Annotated in this window: 18 protein-coding genes; 4 read left to right on the top strand and 14 right to left on the bottom strand. The window is 47.2% G+C overall.

What is annotated here, in order from left to right; translation table 11 throughout:
* Positions 1–82 precede the first annotated feature (82 nt).
* From H9625_RS05455 to H9625_RS05440, 4 genes are all read left to right on the top strand, one after another.
* Positions 83–985, top strand: coding sequence for a cation diffusion facilitator family transporter (locus H9625_RS05455; protein WP_022038624.1), 903 nt, complete (start codon positions 83–85; stop codon positions 983–985).
* 10 nt (positions 986–995) lie between these two features.
* Positions 996–2,018, top strand: a complete 1,023-nt coding sequence (locus tag H9625_RS05450) for an NAD-dependent epimerase/dehydratase family protein (protein ID WP_022038623.1) — start codon at positions 996–998, stop codon at positions 2,016–2,018.
* Positions 2,009–2,983, top strand: a complete 975-nt coding sequence (locus tag H9625_RS05445; RefSeq protein ID WP_022038622.1) for a phosphatase PAP2 family protein — start codon at positions 2,009–2,011, stop codon at positions 2,981–2,983. The genes H9625_RS05450 and H9625_RS05445 overlap by 10 nt, the downstream gene beginning before the upstream one ends.
* A gap of 156 nt (positions 2,984–3,139) precedes the next feature.
* Positions 3,140–4,060, top strand: a complete 921-nt coding sequence (locus H9625_RS05440; RefSeq protein WP_191763330.1) for a GIN domain-containing protein — start codon at positions 3,140–3,142, stop codon at positions 4,058–4,060.
* A gap of 9 nt (positions 4,061–4,069) precedes the next feature.
* Here H9625_RS05440 and H9625_RS05435 read toward each other — a convergent pair whose 3' ends face one another.
* From H9625_RS05435 to H9625_RS05370, 14 genes are all read right to left on the bottom strand, one after another.
* Entirely contained in the window at positions 4,070–6,682 is a 2,613-nt protein-coding gene (locus H9625_RS05435) for a carboxypeptidase-like regulatory domain-containing protein (RefSeq protein ID WP_191763328.1), read from the bottom strand.
* A gap of 37 nt (positions 6,683–6,719) precedes the next feature.
* A complete protein-coding gene (locus H9625_RS05430; RefSeq protein ID WP_158098027.1) occupies positions 6,720–7,505 on the bottom strand; it encodes a GLPGLI family protein in 786 nt (261 codons plus the stop codon).
* 155 nt (positions 7,506–7,660) lie between these two features.
* Complete coding sequence (locus H9625_RS05425) at positions 7,661–8,479, bottom strand: GLPGLI family protein (protein WP_191763326.1); 819 nt, start codon at positions 8,477–8,479, stop codon at positions 7,661–7,663.
* Between the two features lie 13 nt (positions 8,480–8,492).
* Entirely contained in the window at positions 8,493–9,266 is a 774-nt protein-coding gene (locus H9625_RS05420) for a GLPGLI family protein (protein WP_191763324.1), read from the bottom strand.
* A gap of 13 nt (positions 9,267–9,279) precedes the next feature.
* The gene (locus tag H9625_RS05415) at positions 9,280–10,098 is read right to left on the bottom strand and encodes a GLPGLI family protein (RefSeq protein ID WP_191763322.1); all 819 of its coding nucleotides are present in this window, start codon (positions 10,096–10,098) and stop codon (positions 9,280–9,282) included.
* Between the two features lie 811 nt (positions 10,099–10,909).
* Entirely contained in the window at positions 10,910–11,182 is a 273-nt protein-coding gene (locus tag H9625_RS05410) for a hypothetical protein (RefSeq protein ID WP_087207647.1), read from the bottom strand.
* Between the two features lie 10 nt (positions 11,183–11,192).
* Positions 11,193–12,083 (bottom strand): GLPGLI family protein, encoded by an 891-nt coding sequence (locus tag H9625_RS05405; RefSeq protein ID WP_191763320.1) that lies wholly within the window; start codon positions 12,081–12,083, stop codon positions 11,193–11,195.
* A gap of 317 nt (positions 12,084–12,400) precedes the next feature.
* Positions 12,401–14,143 (bottom strand): tetratricopeptide repeat protein, encoded by a 1,743-nt coding sequence (locus H9625_RS05400; RefSeq protein WP_191763318.1) that lies wholly within the window; start codon positions 14,141–14,143, stop codon positions 12,401–12,403.
* A 542-nt stretch (positions 14,144–14,685) separates the two neighbouring features.
* A complete protein-coding gene (locus H9625_RS05395; protein WP_022038851.1) occupies positions 14,686–16,023 on the bottom strand; it encodes an MATE family efflux transporter in 1,338 nt (445 codons plus the stop codon).
* Between the two features lie 108 nt (positions 16,024–16,131).
* Positions 16,132–16,725 (bottom strand): GTP cyclohydrolase I FolE, encoded by a 594-nt coding sequence (gene folE / locus H9625_RS05390; RefSeq protein ID WP_022038850.1) that lies wholly within the window; start codon positions 16,723–16,725, stop codon positions 16,132–16,134.
* A complete protein-coding gene (locus H9625_RS05385; protein WP_022038849.1) occupies positions 16,725–17,171 on the bottom strand; it encodes an SPOR domain-containing protein in 447 nt (148 codons plus the stop codon). The genes folE and H9625_RS05385 overlap by 1 nt, the downstream gene beginning before the upstream one ends.
* A 119-nt stretch (positions 17,172–17,290) precedes the next feature.
* Complete coding sequence (tpiA, locus tag H9625_RS05380; protein WP_191763316.1) at positions 17,291–18,046, bottom strand: triose-phosphate isomerase; 756 nt, start codon at positions 18,044–18,046, stop codon at positions 17,291–17,293.
* Positions 18,047–18,143: 97 nt separating this feature from the next.
* Positions 18,144–19,448, bottom strand: a complete 1,305-nt coding sequence (locus H9625_RS05375) for a BT_3928 family protein (RefSeq protein ID WP_022038847.1) — start codon at positions 19,446–19,448, stop codon at positions 18,144–18,146.
* Positions 19,438–19,980 (bottom strand): DUF1599 domain-containing protein, encoded by a 543-nt coding sequence (locus tag H9625_RS05370; RefSeq protein WP_191763314.1) that lies wholly within the window; start codon positions 19,978–19,980, stop codon positions 19,438–19,440. Before H9625_RS05370 ends, H9625_RS05375 begins: the two co-directional genes overlap by 11 nt.
* Between the last annotated feature and the right edge of the window lie 41 nt (positions 19,981–20,021).

The raw sequence follows: 20,021 nt of genomic DNA, 5'->3' as shown, positions 1-20,021 counted from the left end.
GAAGATTCCTTATGCTTCGTTCTTTATTCTTCATTAGAATTGCGTATCTTTGCCCCATGCTTATGTAAAAAATGAATGTGATATGAATGAGACTGATGCTGCTGTCCGCCGGCGTGCCATATACGGGGTGACGCTGGCAGGCAGCGTGGTAAATGTCGTGCTGGTGCTGTGTAAGTTTGCTGCAGGCATATTGGGACGCAGTGCCGCGATGATAGCTGATGCGGTACACTCATTATCCGATTTGGCTACAGATGTGATTGTATTGGTGTTTGTGCGTATTTCAGACAAGCCGGAAGACAAAGGACACGATTATGGACACGGAAAATATGAAACCTTTGCCACCTTGCTGATTGGCGTGGCATTACTGGTGGTAGGTATTGGTATCCTATGGAGCGGAGGCGAACAGATTTACGCTTTTTTACAGGGGGAAACGTTGCCTTCGCCGGGTTGGATTGCCTTGTGGGCAGCATTGTTTTCAATTGTGTCGAAAGAGGTTCTGTTTCATTACACACGTCTGGTAGGAAGGAAATACGATAGTCCGGCGGTGATAGCTAACGCCTGGCATCACCGGAGTGATTCGTTTTCGTCTATAGGGACAGCAGTAGGTATCGGCGGCGCCATTTTGTTGGGCGAAGACTGGCGGGTACTCGACCCTTTGGCGGCAGTTATCGTAAGTTTTTTTATTATTCATGTGGCGATAAAGCAATTGGGACCTTGTCTGGACGAACTGTTGGAACGTTCGTTGCCCGATGATGTGGAACGTCATATCACCGACTTGGTGCTTTCGGTACCTGGTGTATCACAGCCGCACCATTTGCGCACGAGGCGTATAGGCAACCGTTATGCGATAGATGTGCATATCCGGATGGATGGCAATATGCCTTTGAGTGAGGCGCACGACCGTGCCACGCAAGTAGAGCAGAAATTGCGTGACACATATGGGAAGGATACATACATCAACATCCATGTAGAGCCGATGAAATGAAGAATTAAGAATGAAGAATATAGGAAACATGAAGATATTAGTGACAGGCGCAAGCGGATTCATCGGCAGTTTTTTGGTCGAAGGAGGATTGGAACGTGGCATGCAGGTATGGGCAGGTGTAAGGCAGAGTAGCAGCCGGAAATATCTGCAGGATGAGCGTATCCGTTTTGCCGAACTCGATTTTACAGATTCCGATCATTTGGAAGAACAGCTGAAGCGACATAAAAAAGAGCATGACGGGTGGGATTGCATTATCCACTGTGCGGGTGTGACAAAATGCCTGCATCAGGCAGACTTTGAAATAGGCAATTATTGGGCTACGCGTCATTTTATCGAAGTGTTGATAAGATTGGACATGGTGCCACGTCAGTTCGTTTACCTTAGTTCGCTGAGTGTGTTCGGTCCCATACACGAACGTGACTATCTGCCCATAGGTGAGTGCGACACGCCACAACCCAATACGGCATACGGGGTGAGCAAGCTTCATACCGAAGCATACATACGTTCACTGGAAAACTTGCCGTGGGTGATATTCCGCCCTACGGGAGTATACGGTCCTCGTGAGCGTGATTATTTCCTGATGGCTCAATCCATATCGCGCCATTTGGACATCGTTGCTGGTTTCCGCCGGCAAGATCTTACGTTTGTGTATGTGACCGATTTGGTGCAGGCCATTTATTTGGCTGTGGAAAAGCAGGTGACGGGACGCGCTTATTTCGTAAGCGATGGCGAAGTGTATAGTAGCCGCACGTTCTCCGACTTGATACGGACCGAATTGGGACATCCTTGGCTGGTACGTTTTACGTGTCCGCTTGGGTTGTTGAAGATTATTTCGTCTGTGGCAGGAAACGTGGCGAAACTGATGCATAAACCCAGTACGCTTAATCCCGACAAATATAAGATTATGAAACAGCGTAATTGGCGGTGCGACATAGCTCCGTTGGAAAACGAACTGGGTTACCAGCCTGCATATCCGCTGGAGAGAGGAGTAAAAGAAACAATCAGATGGTATAAGAAAGAGGGATGGCTATAAAATTATTCGAACGGGTAGAAAGCGGTAAGGAACTGTTTGCCGTAGAGACAATCAGCTTGATTTATAATGCACTGACCAGTTTTTTGGTTTTGTTGCTGTATCAGCGTATGGACCATCCGGGAACAATGTTACTGGAACGTTTGGGTATTGTGATTCTGACATTTGTGCTGATATTCCTGTATCAGGCGTTTCCGTGCAGGCTGACGGCATTTGTCCGTATGGTGGTGCAGATGAGTCTGCTTGCTTATTGGTATCCCGATACGTTTGAATTCAATCGTTTGTTCCCGAACCTTGATTATTTGTTTGCACGCAATGAGCAGGCATTGTTCGGGTGCCAGCCTTCGGTAGAGTTCAGCGAGCATTGTCCATCCATCTGGTTCAGCGAGCCGTTTAATATGGGCTATTTTTTTTATTATCCGATGATGCTCATTGTGGTACTTTATTACTTCGTGAAGCGTTTCGAGTGGTTCGAGAAGATTTGCTTTGTGCTGGTCACTTCGTTCTTCATTTATTATTTGGTTTATATTATGTTACCTGTGGCAGGACCGCAGTTCTATTTCCCGGCTATTGGGATGGACAGGGTGAATGCGTGCGATTTTCCTCCTATTGGCGATTATTTCAATACGAATGATTACTTGATACCGGGACCGGGGTTCGACCATGGCTTTTTCTTTAATTTAGTGGAGGCTTCACAAGAAGTGGGCGAACGGCCTACGGCGGCTTTCCCCAGTTCGCACGTAGGTATATCTACCATTGTGATGATTATGGCGTGGCGGGTCAATCGGAGGCTGGCATATTTCCTGGCACCTTTTTATGTGTTGTTGTGTTGTGCAACGGTTTATATTCAGGCGCATTATCTGGTCGATTCCATAGCCGGTTTCTTTACCGCCTTTTTCGTTTACCAGCTTGCTACCCTGATGTATAAGCGCTGGTTCATCTCGCCGGCGTTCAAGTACTTTAAGTAATTAAGAATGAAGAATGAAGAATTGCTTCGCCCGCATGGAAATTCTTCATTCTTCATTCTTAATTTTTCATTCAAAAAGATTCTTTATTTTTCCGTAACTTTTTTCGCGACTTTGCGTCTAACAAGTAGAACATAAACAATTAAACGAACAGAAACTATGAAACATTTTTCAATGATTGTGGCATCATGTGTCTTGGCAATGATGCTTACCGTTTCCGGATGCTACGCCGGAAGCAGAAACGTGGTAAAACCCAGCAAGAATTATGTGACCCAGAAAGTATCGCTTACCGGCATTGATGCTATTCGTTCGTCTTCATCGGTAGATGTAGTCTATACGCAGGCTTCGGGTACACCCTATGCCGAAATCTATGCACCTGATAACATTGTGCCTTTGATAAAAGTAGAACAGGAAGGAAGTAAGTTGCAGGTAGGTTTCAAGAGCGGTACATCCATTACTGGAAGATATAAATGCGAAGTGCGTGTGTATGCTCCCGAAGTGACTTCGTTCTCCACATCCAGTTCGTCCGACATTATCTTGGCAAACGGCTTGAAGACCCAAAAGGCTGTATCGTTCCGTGCATCGAGTAGCGGCGACATCAAGGCAGGGGCTGTAGCTTGTGCCGATGTGGAAATGATTACGCAGAGCAGCGGCGACATCGTGGTAGATGCTGTCCGGTGCGGGCAGCTGAGTCTGGATACGCAGAGCAGCGGCGATATCAAGGTGAATACCGCCCAATGCAGTGGAGCCGTTATCGAATCCAGTTCGGCAGGCGACTGCACGGTAAAGAACCTGACCTGTGAAGGTGATGTGAAAGCATCTACCAGCTCATCGAGCGACATCAAGCTTGCCGGCACATGCCGTAACGCTACGTTCAGTGCCAGTTCGGCAGGCGGCATCTATGCCAAGGACCTGCTGGCGAAAGATGTAAAGGCGACCGCCTCTTCGGCAGGCGATATCGAGTGTAACGCCAGCGGCGTGCTTTCCACTTCGGTGTCAAGTGCCGGCGATATCCGTTATAAAGGTACCCCCACTCGTGTAGAAGGCAAGATAAAAGGGGTTTCTAAAATGAAGGATTAAAGTGTGGCATCAGTACGTCATCCGCAGGGTGAACAGCAGATTGCGGGGGCGGATGCGGTAGCTGCGTGATACGGTGCTGGCTTCATTGGTGAAAGAGGTATAGGTGTATTCTCTTTCGTCCAGCAAGTTGGTGGCGGCAAGCTCCATGTCCATCCGTTTGGAGAGTTTGTATGACACCACGGCATCGGCAAGGAAGAAATCCCGCTTGCGGCTATCTGTTTCCCGGTTGCGGTAATGCCCGCCTTTCAGCAAGATGCTGAGCTTTGCGGCGGGTGTTATCCGCAGGCTGAGGCTTTGCTCTAATGAGGCGGTATTCGTCTCGCTTCCTTCTTCTTCCAGCCTTAACTTGCTTTTCCCATAGTTTAACTCATAGTGCAGGGTAATTTTTTCCGTCAGGTCCGCTTCGATGCGCGGCCCGATGCTCCACATTGTGCGCACGTTCGGTATCCGTTCTTCGTTGCGCACCAGCACCGCATGGCGGTTGGTGTACATCCCTTTCAGGTAGATGTAGCAGTTCAGGAAATCGAATCCTTTTGATACATTGCCGTTCACGTCCAGCTGGCGTGCCGTGTTTTCTCCCTGCTGGTATGAAGTGACGATGAAATCTCCTTCGAATTGCTGATGGGTCAGGTAGGGCAGGCTCATCCAGTTGTGCGACACCGACACATCGGCAAACAGTTCGTCCAAGGGACGCTTGTAGTAGATGCCACCTTCGATGTATTTGCTGGTGCTCAGCCCGTATACGGGATAACCTTTCATCAGCGTGCGGTAAGAATCCATCAGGTAACCCGGATAGAAAGAGGCATCACCGAGCGGACGGCTGGTAATTCCGCCCGAAAGGTCGATGTCCCAGCGTGCGCTTAGGGTATACGACAGGTACAGGTCTGGATTGAACAACACACGGGTCGAGGGGCTTTTCAGCCCGTTTGCCTTTTCCTTATATAGATAATGGTAGAAGTTGATGGGCAGCGCAAGTCGGGTCTTCAGCCTGCGCCACGTATATTCCAGTTTGGGGGTGAGGTAGAGCTGCGTGTAGTTCATGCCCGAACCTTCCTCGTCATTATCGGTCAGCGTTACGCCCTCCAGTTCCGATGCCATGTCGCGCCACATCACTTTGGCTCCGGCTCCTAGGCTTACCGTGACTTGCCCTATGGTGAATCCATAATCCACTTTGTTGTCCGAGAACAGTTTTCGCTGCTCTATCCGCTGGCTGCGTGTTTCGTCTCCGTACGTCACGTCCATCCGTTGCGGATGGTCTTGCACGAAGGTATACGAGGTGAAGATGATGAACTTGTTGCCGAACCGCTTCAGCAGGTAGAGGTCGTTGGTCAGCTGTTTGTCGGGCGACCAGGCATCTTGGGTGTTGGGGATGGTTCCGCTCACGCCGTCATTCTTGTCCAGCCACGCGAAGTCTGCCATCAGGCGTTCGGTCAGGTTGTAGGTGTCTTCGTTCGCTTCCAGCCGTATCTCGGCGGAAAGCTGCTGTTGCTCGAAGAGCGAACTCTCTTTTTCGCGGATGATGGTGGTATCGGCGTTCGCTTGGAAATATTGCGTCACGGTCTGCTTGTCCGATTCGGTCCGGTGGTTCATGTAGCCGATGCCTACGGTCACGTTCATTCCGTTCTTCAGTTGGAACAGGTTGTTCGAAGTCGCCTGATGGGTGCGGTTGAACAGCTCGCGCTCTTTGTTCAGTGCCTGTACTGCCGGAGGCACGATGCGGATGTAGTCGGTCAGCTTTTCGCGCCGGTAGCGTGTGGCGTTGATGTCGAACGATTTGAACTCGCGGGTCACGTCCCTGCCCGTGTTGTTGGTCTTGTAGGTGTTGAGCGACTGGAATTTCTTGTTGAACTGCATGGCTATCAGTTCCTCGTCCCATAGTGCCGATGCAGGCGCGGCAAGCCCGATTCCTCCTTTCACGCTTCCTATCCACCGTTGCTTCACGTTCTCTTTCAGACGCAGGTTGATGGCTGCCTGGTCCGAAAGGCTCAGTCCGTTCAGTGCCTTGATGGGCTGGTGGTTCTCCATCACCTCCACGCTGTTCACGTCTTGGTTGGAGATGCTGTTGGTGGCGATGCCGTACTTTCCTCCCAGCAGGTCTTTGCCTTCGATGTAGAACTTGTTGATGGGTGTGCCTAGGTACGAAATCTTCCCGTCATCTGCCACCTGTATGCCGGGCAGCTTTTTCAGGATGTCCCCGATGGTGCGGTCGCCCTCTTTCGAGAAGCGTGCTACATTATAGATGATCGTATCTCCTTGCGCCCGTATCTTCGGTGCTTTCACGATGACCTCCCGGATGCTGATTTCTTCGGGTTGCAAGCCGATGCGGTAGGTTTGGTCTTGCGGCTGGATAGGGCGGGTCACGGCTGCATAGCCCAGGCAAGAGAAGCGTATCACCGCACGGCTTGCCTTTGTGCTGTCCACGTTCAGGCTGAATGTCCCGTCCTCGTCCGTAATGGCAAAGGCAAGGATGCTTTTTCCGTCTGCCCGGCAGACTGTTACACTTACTCCTTGTAAGGAGACTTGCTTGGCGGCATCGGTCACTTTGCCCGTTAATGTCCGTTGCTGGGCGCAGAGGGAAGAAGCAAGGCATGTCGCTAAGAGGCAGAAGATAAGGTTTCGCATGAGTGAAGGAGGAATGTTATGGGGTTAAAACAGTTTCTTAGTATTGGTGATAATCAGTTTCCATAAAATCGTATTTGTCAATTCGTGGTAGTTGTTTCAGGAAATCTATACGGCTTATCTTTTCTACTTCAGGCTGAAGTTCGCTTCTGATATTGTAAAAGCATACAGGGGTAAGGTTGTTCTTTTTTATGTTTACCAATGTAAAATGATAATGGTTCTTCGTATCATACACTTCAGTAATCAGCCCAGGCAAGCCATTGAACTTCCACGGTCCATCCGAGTAAGGAAGCTGGGTAGTGTACCATGCCTTGTAATCTCTGCCTCGGAATGAACAGGTGGCTAAATGGCATTTGTATCCGCATACGGTCTTTACGCTATCATCCACTAATGCCCATGCTTGTTTTTCGTAATCTTCTTCTATCTGGTAAACCGTGGCTCTGGGCGCCCATGTGGTGAGTTTGCCTTTCGGGTAATTTTTATAATAGAATTCATTTACAATTTTCGATGTAGGTATAACTATTGTACCGGTGGTATCTTCCATCGCTGCATCGAATAGCTTGCCGAACAATTCCCTTCCATCAGGAGTATTGACTAACGAATCGACAAAGAAAGTCGATTGCGGATAGCATTGGCTTACGTTTTTTCCGATGCGCAAGACCATCGTATCTACCACTATATCCGTACCTAATGTGTCTTTCTTTTGTACCCATTTGTATCGGCATTCCAACAGAGCGGGTTCGATTACTTGGGTGATGGTTTCGATTTGCGCTTGTGCGGCTTGCAAGGCAAGCAGCAAGGTGAAGGGAATAGTTATTCGTTTCATACTGATAAGTTTTTTGAATATCCGCAAACATCCCATGTAGGGGCGTATCGCATACGCCCGAATGCGCCAACTAATCCACGTAGATGTTTTCAGGGCGTATACGATACGCCCCTACATGGGAAATTGGGTAAAATGCGGACATTCATTTAAGGTTTTTATTGGTGGTAATCCAGTTCTAAAAAATCGTATCGTGTATATTTCAGTTTGTCGGCTGCTTTGTCTTTTGACTGGCGGTCTTTTCTTAGGTAGTCCAAACGGGTTGTCTTTTCGAATACCTTTTCCCAATAATTGTAGAAAGTAACGGGTTGCAGATTCTGGGTTTGGATGCCGGTCAGAGTATAGTGGTAATAGTCTTGGCTGTCGTATGCTTCCACTATCAAGCCGGGAAGTCCTCCGAGTTTCCACGGTCCGTTATCAATAGGGATATCGGGGGTAAACCAAGCGTACCATAACCTGCCTCTGAACCGGGTGGTGGCAAGCTGGCAAGTATATCCCAGTACTTGTTTGGTGGAATCTTGCATTTCCCATGCCTGCCGGGGTGTTTCTTCCGAGAAATAAAGATATACGATAGGAGTTTTCATGTCTTCTCCTCCTTGAGTGATGTAAGTTGTGATAATTCCTTTTTGTGGATATGATTTATAAATGTATCCGTTTGTCCGTTTGCATATCAAGTTATCATTGTTGCGTGTACGAATGGATTCGAGTGTTTTGTCTATGGCAATCTTTCTTCCTGTCGGGTCTGTCCACATGGAGTCTCCTTGCAGGGTGTACCAGCTATAGAACTGGCTGACATTCTTTCCTATCCGCAAAATCATCTGGTCTTTCATCACCTGGCTGCGGTCGAGTGTGTCTCGTACAGCAGTATGGTCGTACTGGCATTCCATGATGGCTGGCTCTATCACCGTCCGCTTCTCTGCGAATGCTTGTGAAGCGAAGGTGAAGAGTAACCCTCCAATTAGATAAAGTGTGTTCATAAAAGATATGCTGTTATTCGTGGTAATCAGTTTCCATGAAATCAAAGTTATGTTTGTTCTTTTTTGCCGATTCCTTCAAAAACGCAATTCGGTCTTTCTTAGGCACTTCCTGTAAGGATTCGGCTTTCAGCTTATAGAAACATACCGGAGGGAGATGGTCTTTTTTTACGCTGACCAAAGTAAAGTGATAATGGTTCTTGGTGTCATACACTTCGGTAATCAGTCCGGGCAGTCCGTTGAATTTCCACGGTCCCTCCTGATAAGGGATTTCGGTAGTGTACCATGCCTTGTATTCCCTTCCTTGGAAGTGGCAGGTGGCAAGCTGGCAGGAATAGCCCAAGATAGTTTTCGTGCTGTCCGCCACGATAGTCCATGCTTGTTTCTGGTAGTTTTCTTCTATTCGTATCGGTGTGGGTGCAAAGGTGTTGAACTTCCCATCGGGATAATTCTTATAATAATACCGGTTGATGATTTTGGTTCCCGGTCGTGGTCTTTTTTTGCTCATAAAGTCCATCATCTGTTGCATGAATATTTCGCCTCCATTGGGTGTGTTGACCAATGAATCCATAGAAAACGTAGATTGTGGATAGCATTGGCTTACCTTCTTGCCGATACGTAAGACCATGGTGTCCACGGCAATTTCCGTTCCTAAAGTATCTGTTTTCTGTATCCATTGGTACCGGCATTCCAGCAGAGCTGGCTCGATGGTTTGCATCATGCTTTCGATTTGTGCTTGTGCAGCTTGCAGGAAGAGCAGCAAGGTGAAGAAAATAGTTGTTCGTTTCATATTGATAAGTTTTTTACTGGTGATAATCTAATTCTAAAAAATCGTAGTTTGTATATCTAAACTTGTCAGCATATTTAATTTGTGATTTATGCGCTTTTTTAAGGTAATCAAGTCGAGTGGTTTTTTCGAATACTTTTTCCCAATAATTGTAGAAAGTAACGGGTTGCAGTTTTTTTGTCTGAATGCCGGTTAATGTATAATAGTAATAGTTTTGGCTGTCGTAAGCTTCCACTATCAAGCCGGGCAGTCCGCTGAGTTTCCACGGTCCGTTATCAATAGGGATATCAGGCGTAAACCAAGCGTACCACAATCTGCCTCTGAACTGGGCGGTAGCAAGCTGGCAAGTATATCTCAACACTTGCTTAACGGAATCCTGAATTTTCCATTCCTGACGGGGTGTTTCTTCCGAAAAATACAGAAATGTAACAGGGGTTCTCATATCTTCCCCTCCTTGGGAAGTGTAAGTTGTGGTGATTCCTTTTTGAGGATATGAATGATAGATATATCCGTCTGTACGTTCACCTATAATATTTTCATGATTCTGTGTACGTAAGGCTTCAAAAATTCTTTCTGCGGCAATCTTTCTTCCCCTCGGGTCTGTCCACATGGAGTCTCCTTGCAGGGTGTACCAGCTATAGAACTGGCTGACATTTTTTCCTATCCGCAAAATCATCCGGTCTTTCATCACATGGCTGCGGTCGAGTGTGTCTCGTACAGCGGTATGGTCGTACTGGCATTCCATGATGGCAGGTTCGATGGCTTTTTCTTTCTGAGCCGAAGCTTGTACATAGCAGCCGAAGAAGAAAATAAGGATAAAAATAAATGTTTTCATAATTGACAGTATTATTGGTGATGGTCTGTTTCCATTAAATCATATTTGTGTTTTAAGTTCGATATCGACAAAAGTAGGGAAACCACTTGAACCAAAAGCTATAAAACAGTTCGGTTTTTGTTCGATGCTACGGTTTTAGGATTCGGTTTTTGTTCGATGAAAATTTTTATACTTTGCGCGGTATGAAAGTGTGCATTTTCTTACCACAGGGCACAGGTACACAGAGTCTTTTAAATTTTTCCTCTGTGGTTCTTTGTGGCCTCTGTGGTGAATAGTTATGTTTCATTAAAATGCACAAATCTATACCGCATAGTATAAGAAACTATTTTGAATTTATCGTGCGATGAATGACCGCCATTAAGAAAATATCTATGAAACTGCTGAAAATATGATGATTACTGAATGTTTGCGAAAAGAGCTGGAAGTGATGGGAGCTTCCTCACTGCCAGTATTTTATTCCAGAAAGGCTCCATTCTTCTGCAAGGCAAATATGGTATTGCCTCACACCGGTAAATGACAGGCATGAATAGTAATAATACCATACTACGAATAAGACTTAAAGTAGTCAACCTTTTCCACAAAGCTGCACGACCTTTTCTACAAAGCTATAATCTTTCCCTGTCCTGATAGGCTGGGACTGCAGTTTTACCTTACTGGTACTGCAGTCCTATACTATCTAGGACTGCAGTCCTGGCAATATGGGATTGGGGGAGGACTGGAATGTATTTCCTCACGCTCCTTTTATCTACTGGCATTTTGAGGATATTCATATTTTATTGTGCCAGCGTGTTTTTGATAAATGCTTTTTCTTTCAGTTCATGCAGGCGTGACTTGGCAAGGTCTGCCAGCTTGTAGAGTGCCTCGGTGGCATCACTGGCACAACCGAGTGAATCGATGAATGCCTGATAGTTTCGAGAGCGTCGTAAAGGTTGAATGCCCTTTCGGCATATTCTCCTTGCAGGTAACATTCCGTAGCTTGGCGCGAGAGGCTTGTCGGGAGTGTGGCATTGCCTTGCGCTTTCATGTGGAAACAGCTTGTCATACTTGCCAGCAGAAGCAAGGTATATTGTATATAGTTTTTCATGGCTGGGTATTTATTTGTGTTGCCCGGTGCTGCTGGATGTACAGGCATTCTTGTGATAATCTCTCTCCAAGTAATCGTGGGTGATGTGTTGCCTTTGGCCGTCTTCCGTTTTTTTGCTGCCCAAGCTTGTCTCGCGCAGGAAAGTAGGTATGCCGGCATTTCCTTCGGTGGCTAGTTGCAGGTAGCGGATACGGTCGATGCGTTCGGCATTCCGTGGGTCGGGAGTGGTATAATAGAAACATACGGGAGCGATGTTTGTCCGTTCTATTCCTTCTATCTGGAATTGATAATGGCATTGCGTGTCGTACACTTCCAGTATCAGTCCGGGCAATTCTTTGAACTTCCAAGGCCCGTTGGCAATCGGTATATCCGAGGTAAACCATGCCTGGTAGTCTCGTCCGCGGAAACTGCACGTGGCAAGTTGACAGGGATAGCCCAGCAGGGTCTTGTTGCTGTCCTGCAAAGTCCAATTCTGTCCGGTGTAGTCTTCTTCTATCCGTACGCTTGTTACTCCCAGTTGGGCATACGTGCTGAGTTTGCCTTCGGGATAGTTTTTATAGATATAATCGTTGGTTACCATGTTGGCATTGGGCATTTGGGCATGGTTTTTCGAACGGATGGCACGTACCATGGCATTGCCCCAAATCCGTTTTCCGTTGGATGTTTTCCATATCGAATCGGTGCGGTAAGCCGTGTACGAGTAGAATTGGCTGATGTTTTTCCCGATGCGGAGTATCATCCGGTCTGTTTTCGTATCGGTCCCTAATGTATCCAGTTTCATGGTGCACCGGTACGTGCATTGCATGATGGCAGGTTCCAGTTCTTTGATAAAATCGACGGTCTGTGCATATGTGGGCATCAGGAAGCACAGTGCGAAGAGTGAATAGAACATTGGTTTCATGGCATTTTTCGTTTTTGGTTTGAAGCAAAAGTAGGGAAACCTGCTGAATAGGGTGCTGTAAACGGGTTCGGTTTTTGTTCGAAAAAGCATTTGCGAATTCTGATGGGACACAGAAAACACGGAAAGACACAGACGGGCTTTTAATGTGCCAATAAATAATAGAACAATGTGCTAATTTATTTTCACATTGTCACATTATCACATTGTCACATTATCACATTTTTTATTGCCCCATCCACAAAAGGCACAATTTCATACCGCGCATGGTATAATCCGTGTTATCTGTAGTGGAAAAACCGGGCAGTTGGCGGATGCTTTCAGAAAGCCCGGATAAAGCGGTCGAAGTCTTCTGCCGAGCCTTTCTTGCCGCATAGCTTTTCGAATAGGTTCTTGCGGGCGGATGTGATGGTGGACTTTACACGACCAGTTAGTTGGGCGATGCCGGTAGGCTGGATTTCGGCCTTTACCAGCAGGCAAATGCGAAGTTCGCGTTCGCTGAGGGGAGAGAGTGCGTAGAGGCGTGCGGTGAAACGGTTGAAGGTTTCATCGATGGTGCGTTGCAGTTCCTGCCAGTCGGTTTCCGATAGCTCGCTGAAGTCTGCTGCCTGATGGAAACGGATGTAAATATCCGATTGGCGGAACGTATGCAGTGCCAGTTCCTGTTGGCGCATTTCGGCTTCGGCACGGATGTTGCGTTGGCGCAACTGTTCTTGTTGGGTCTGCAGGCGTTCGCGCATCTGCGTGTTATCTGCCGAGGTAGAAGCCAGTCGGGTCTCCAGTTGGCGGATGATGGCATTGTTCTGTTCAATGTAGGCACGGCTTCGGGTGTATTGTTCTTCCTGTTGGCGCTCCAGTTCTTTGATACGTTCGTTTTGCTTCTGCCGGCTGGTGCGCAGGTAGAGCAGGTAAATAGTACCACCTCCTACGATGAGCACACCAGCAAGCAGGTAGACCAGTATCAGGGTGTGCTGCTCGGCGTTTTTCAGTTTCAGCTGGTTGTTCTCCCGCTCGCGTAACCGATAGTTGTAGGTCGATTGTGCCTTGCTGATGGCAGCGGTACGGATAAGTTTTTGCACCGAGTCGGTATAGATGACGTATTGGCGGTATTGGTTGACGGCATCCTGAAAACGTCCTTGTCCGGTAAAGATGCCTGCCATTTCCAGACTTGCTGCCTGCCAGTCGTACACCGAGCTGCCCTCACGGGTCAAAAGACGGCAATAGTAGAGGGCAGAGTCAGGTTGTCCGGTCCGGTGAAAAAGCTGAGCTTTCAAGCGGTAGAGCGTTGCCTGCACGCTGGCATCCATATCGGCAGGAGGTGCATCGAGCAGGTGCCATGCCTTGTCGTATTCGCCCAGGCGGAGATGGAGTGCAGCCATGTCTTCTTTCACATAGAAGCGGACGGAGGCATTGCAGGCGGTTTCGGCTTTCCGCAAGGCTTCCTGGTAGTAAAGGAAGGCACTGTCGGTTTTTCCTTGCGCCGCATAAGTGGCTCCTAAGTCTTTCAGGATAAACACTTCCGACACGCTGTCCACCGCCAGGTGTTTGTGGCCAAGGGCTTTCCGCTGGGCATTCAGTGCCTCATCGTACACGTCTTGATGCAAGAAGATGTGCCCCATCTGGAAATAGATGCGTTGCATCAGCTTTTCATTGCCTTGCGCAGCAGATGCGTCCAAAGCCTGCTGGTAATAGTCCAGTCCCCGGAGGGCATCGCCAAAACTGGCATATACCCGCCCGGCAAGGTAATACACTTCGGGCAACATCCGGCGCTCGTTCTTCTCCTCGTAGTAGTGCACGATGCCTTTTATCAAGCTATCGGAAGGATGGCGGAAACTAATCTGGTCTTCATATTTAATAGTAAGGAAGTCGTAATACATCCGCACAGCTTCGGGTTGCCTTTGTACCTTAGGCTTGTAGTCTTGCAACATATAGTATATTCCCGGTTTGTCGCTTTCGATAGCTTCGTTGATTGCTTTCAATTCGGCTGGGATTTTCGGTTCTTCCTTACAGGCAGGGAGAAGCAACATCAGGCAAAGCAACGGCAGGATGATTCTTCTTAACATAGGCGGTTCTGTCTTTTAACGGTGCAAAAGTAATAAAAATGATGGAATCGGCTCATAATTTTACAACGATAAGAATGCCTTCCCTATCTGAAGGATGATTATTCTATTTTTCACCACAGATTACACAGATTATATCTGCATTTTTCTTAATTGCCTATAGGAGGGTGTGCCGAAATTGGAATCAACTTTCATTTTGATACACCTTCTCTGCAAAAAAACATCCCCAATCATCGCACGATAAATTCAAAACAGTTTGTAAGTTTTTGAGTTTGTAAGTTTTTGAGTTTGTAAGTTTTTGAGTTTGTAAGTTTTTGAGTTTGTAAGTTTTTAAGTTTGTAAGTTTGTAAGTTTTTAAGTTTGTAAGTTTTTGAGTTTGTAAGTTTTTGAGTTTGTAAGTTTTTAAGTTTGTAAGTTTTTAAGTTTATGAGTGTTTTTGAGTTGAAACTTTTAAGTTGAAACATACAAACTCAAAAACTTAAGAACTCAAAAACTTAAGAACTCAAAAACTTAAGAACTCAAAAACTTAAGAACTCAAAAACTCACTAAACGAATCCTTTCTTTGCCCATTTCATGCTGTTCCAGCGGCGGACGAAGATAATGGCACGGATATTCTCGTCGAGCAGGAAGGCGCACCACATGCCTATCAGTCCCCAGCCCCAATGGATGCCGAGCAGGTAGCTGACGCCTACCGACACGCTCCACTGCACCACCAGCCCTACATAGAAGGGGAAGTTGACATCGCCCGCAGAACGGAGGGCATTGGTGGCATAGATGTTCACGGCACGTCCGATTTCCACAATCACATCGATAATCATCACGGTGACACCCAGCCGGATGATTTCCTGGTTGTCGGTCAGGAGGCTGAAGATGAAGTGCCCCGAAGCTGCCCAGATGCACGAGAGTATGAGCGACACCAGAATGGAAAGCCGCATTACGTACTTGCCCAAAAGGTAGGCGGCACGGACCTTTTTCTGTCCTACCAGGTGTCCGATGGTGATGGCACCTCCTTGCGCCATGGCGATGGCAAAGAGGTAGACAAACATCACGATGTTGACCGTATAGGTACGGGTGGCAAGGGCATTGTTGCCTAATATATTAATAAGGTAGGTGATGACCACTTGCGAGAAACTGTACGAGATGTTTTCGCCGGCAGAAGGAAGCCCGATTTTCAACAGGTTTTTCAGCTCTATCCATGGGAAAGGGCGGAAATAGGCAAGGGGGAACTTGGGGATGTGTTTGCGGAAGAGGATGACAAACAATACAACCATGCTTACGCCACGGGCGAAAGCGGTAGAGATGGCAGCACCTTCGGCTCCCAGTGCCGGCATGCCCCACTTGCCGAAAATCAGCGAATAATTGCCGATGATGTTCATGATGTTGACCAGTACGGTAACCAGCATCGGGTAAATGGCTTTGTTGGCACTGCGTAACGAGGCGGAAATGGTGAGCGAGATGGCCTGGAAGAAAGCGAATGCTCCCACAATCTCCATATAGCCGATACCATATTGTAACAACTCGGGGCGTAGTCCCATCCAGCCCAACAGTGTAGTGGCACCAAAATGCAGGATGGCACTGACTGCCAGTCCTACTACCAAATTGAGCAATAAGGCTACCCCCACTACCTGTATCATGTTTTTTTCTAATTTAGCTCCCAAGTACTGCGAGCAGAGTACCGATGTGCCGATGTTGATGACCTCGAATACCAGAAAGGCAAAGGTCACAATCTGGTTGACCACGCCTACGGCAGCCACGCTCTCATCGGAGTATTGGCTCAGCATGATGGTATCTACTGCTCCCAGCATCATGATGAGCAAAGTTTCGATAAAAATGGGTATAACGAGTTTGACCAGTCCTTTGCGGATGCCTGTTTGTTGAGTCATAGTCTGTTTTTATTTTAGGGAACGAGGCGACCCGTTGACAAGGGGCGAGGTCCAGCATACTCAAGACTATCTAAAGCCTTGTCACCTTGTCAACTGGTACCTTGTCAACTATCTTTCTCTTCGGATAAGATTCATGAATTCCTCGCGTGTCTTTGCCTGGTTGAACGCTCCAGTGAAATCGGAGGTGGTTGTGATGGCGTTTTGTTTTTCTACTCCTCTCATTTGCATGCACATGTGTTTGGCTTCTATTACTACCATTACGCCTAATGGGTGCAGCGTTTCCTGAATGCATTCTTTGATTTGCAGGGTCATGCGCTCCTGTACCTGGAGGCGGTGCGAGAATACATCTACTACGCGGGCTATCTTGCTCAGTCCCGTGATGTATCCGTTGGGGATATAAGCTACGTGGGCTTTCCCGTAGAAGGGAAGCATGTGATGTTCACACATGGAGAAGAAATCGATGTCTTTCACCACTACCATCTGGCTGTATGCCTCCTTGAACTTGGCACCTAACAAAATTTCTTTCGGGTCTACCTCATATCCCCGTGTAAGCGTCAGCATGGCTTTGGCTACTCTTTCAGGGGTTTTCACCAGTCCTTCCCGTTCAGGGTCTTCACCCAGCAGGGAAAGTATTTCTTTGTAGTGTGCCATCAGTTTCTGTACTTTCTCTTCCGGGAACTTCAACAAGTTTGTATCAATCATTATTCAATGGGAATGTTAATTTGTTCACGTACAATCGCTACTTCTTTGAATTCGCCGCTTGCTCTTAGTTGGCGCATGGCTACGTGTGCCTCTTCTATGCTCTTGAAATCTCCTACACGGCACAGCCAGCGTGGAGGTTGGAAATACGTATATACCGGCATTTCCGGAAATGTTTCTTTTATCTTCCCGGCTATCCGATTTGCTTCGTTGCGTGCTACGCGCGAATTGTTTCCGGCATATACCTGTACGCGGAAACCTCTTGCCTTCAATGTTTTCGGGGCTGAAGCGGCATAACGTGTACCTATTAGCGAAGTGATGTAGGATTCTGCATGTACCGTTACTACTCCTTCGCCTGCACGGTGTGTCTCCAGGCTTTCCACAATGGTGCGCTGGGCATGCATTGCCGAAACCCACAAGAGTAAAAAGAGGGATAGTAAGTATTTCATGATGTGTGTGTTTTAGGGACTAGACAATCAGGTACGGGGGAACTACGTTCTAAATAGTTTTACTAAATCTATCTAAAACCTAGTCAACCAGTACCTGGTTCCTAGTCAACTATAAAGAATTATTTGAACGCATCGATGATGCCTTTGAAGTCGGCAGCTTTCAAAGCAGCACCACCAATCAATCCGCCGTCTACATCGGGTTTAGCGAACAGTTCTTTGGCATTCGACGGCTTGCAGCTTCCTCCGTACAGGATAGAAGTGTTTTCTGCTACTTTCTGACCGTACTTGGCAGCTACCAGCGAACGGATGTGTGCATGGATTTCTTCTGCTTGTTCGGGAGTAGCGGTTTTACCGGTACCGATAGCCCAAACCGGTTCGTATGCCAGGATAACCTTGCCGAAGTCTTCTGCTGAGAGTGAGAATACAGAAGCCAATTGAGCTTCTACCACTTCGTTTTGCTTGTTTGCTTCGCGTTCTTCCAACACTTCACCGATGCAGAAAATAGGTTTCAGGTTGTTGGCAAGTGCCAATTTCACCTTTTCTGTCAGGATTTCAACGGTTTCGTGATAATAAGCACGACGTTCAGAGTGACCCAGGATAACGTATTGGGCACCTGTAGAAGCTACCATTTCTGCCGAAACTTCGCCAGTATAGGCACCTGAAACTTTGTCTGCGCAGTTTTCTGCACCTACGCCGATGATGTTTTTATCGACAATCGGAGTAACAGAAGCCAGGTGGATAAACGGAGTACAGATGATAACGTCGCAGTTCGGTTTGTCTGCGGTCAACACTTCATTCAGTTCTTTTGCCAAAGCAATACCTTCTTGCAGGTTCTTGTTCATTTTCCAGTTTCCTGCTACAATGTTTTTTCTCATTTTGTTTTAAGTTTTAAAAGGGTTAATATACTATTTTGTCGTTAAGGGGTTAAGAAGTTAAGCCAGTGGCCTGATTCGTATGTATTGACTTAACTTCTTAACTTCTTGACTCTTTCTTCTTTTTCTTCTTGCTCCATTCCAGCCAGCCTAAATCGCATAGGGTCAGGAAGATGAGTGGACCGAAGAACCAGCCGAACACCAATATGATTTTATGCCATGTGTTGGGAGGTTCCAACCGGCCGATGGGAAGTTGGTCTAAAGGTGCATTCAACTGATATTCGTCGGGGATGTTGTTTACGCTCCACTTGTTCAGAATGGTTCCGTCCTTCAGAAGCAACAGGCCCGGATTGGAGCGGATAATGGTTTTCAGGGTAATTTCGTCCATGATGGCAAAAGGATATTCAGCACCGGTATTGTCTTGCCACATCGCGATGTCTTCGTCGGATGAAGCGGTGACACACAAGAAGCTGTATCCATATTCTGAACAGTAGTCGTACACTTCGTTGAATAAATCCATCCCGCTCTCATCGGCGTGCCGCAGGTTGGGCGAGATAAGTAAGAACGTGTAATTGTCATCGTTCAGGATTTCTTCGGTCAGGTCGGTGCCGTCCTCTTGTGAGGTGAGGTGAAAATCGTGAGTAGGCGGTTCGTAGCCTTTCTCTTTTACCCGCGTTTGGGCTTCGACGAATGTCCATGTCGAGTCGGAGGGAAAATTGTCGATGGTAAATTCTTGCTCTTTCCCGTCTTTAGCATAGATGAATGTTGTCTCGTAAGTTGTGAGTTTCACCCCTTCGGGGATTTCCATTCCTTGGCGGATGTTCATGCCGATGTGATAAGGACGGAAATCGAATACGGGCAGTTCGCGGACACAGTAGATGGAGAATACGATGATGAACACCACGGTGTAGAGGGCTATCAGCCAGTCTACCTTTTCGGTGACCAGTTTCCTGATGTAGGTTTTCCGATAACGGAATACAGTGATGGCGGCAAGTAACAGCACGATGTTCTTGCCAAAGGTTTCCCAGTTGGTCAGGATAATAGCATCGCCGAAACAGCCGCAATCTGCTATCGGATTGTCAATGGCAAGCCATAGGGTGAGTGGAGTCATGAATGCCATGACCAGCAGGAGCAATGTGGAGGTCGCTTTGCGGTGGATGCCAAACAGCAGATAGACACCCAATGTAAACTCGAATGCCCCCATTGCCATGGAACCTACGTATGGGACGAACTGTGGAACAACCTGAAGCAGGCCCCACGCTTCCAGATAATCTTGTATCTTATAGGCGGTGCCGAAAGGGTCGTTCGCTTTCACGAATCCGGAGAAGATGAATACGGCTGCCAGCAGGAAACGGCAAACGTTTACTCCGACGACAAGGGCTCTATGTAAGCATTTATTCTCCAAATTCCAGTTTGATTAAAGCGAATACTGCATAATTAATCATATCCATGTAGTTGGCGTCTACGCCTTCCGAAACCAATGTGTTCCCACTCAATGCTTCAATCTGCTTGGTGCGGTACAGCTTCATCAAAATCAAGTCGGTGTACGACGTAATGCGCATGCTGCGCCACGCTTCGTCATAATCGTGATTCTTTCTCAGCATCAGTTCCATGGCATCTTTGGCATATTTGTCGTATAGTTCCAAGGCTTGTGCTTCGGTGATATCTTCCTTTTCTGCATAGCCCAGTTCCAGTTGGATCAGTCCGATGATACCATAGTTGACTATTGCCATAAATTCGGGGCGTATGCCCTCGTTTACCAGATTGACACCTTTGATTTCGATGCTTCGGATACGGTTCGCCTTGATAAACAGCTGGTCGGTTACTGAAGAAGAACGCATAATGCGCCATGCGGCTCCGTAATCGTGCAGCTTTTTGGCGAACAAATCCCGACAGGTGGTGATGACGTGCTCAAATTGTTCTTTCGTATCTTTCATACGCTTGTATCATGAATTTATGTCGCAAAGTTACGATTTTC

The sequence above is a fragment of the Phocaeicola intestinalis genome, from assembly GCF_014837065.1.
Classification (GTDB): Bacteria; Bacteroidota; Bacteroidia; order Bacteroidales; family Bacteroidaceae; genus Phocaeicola; species Phocaeicola intestinalis.
Note: the sequence above shows the minus strand (reverse complement) of the source record. Positions and strands in the feature narration are given on the sequence as shown.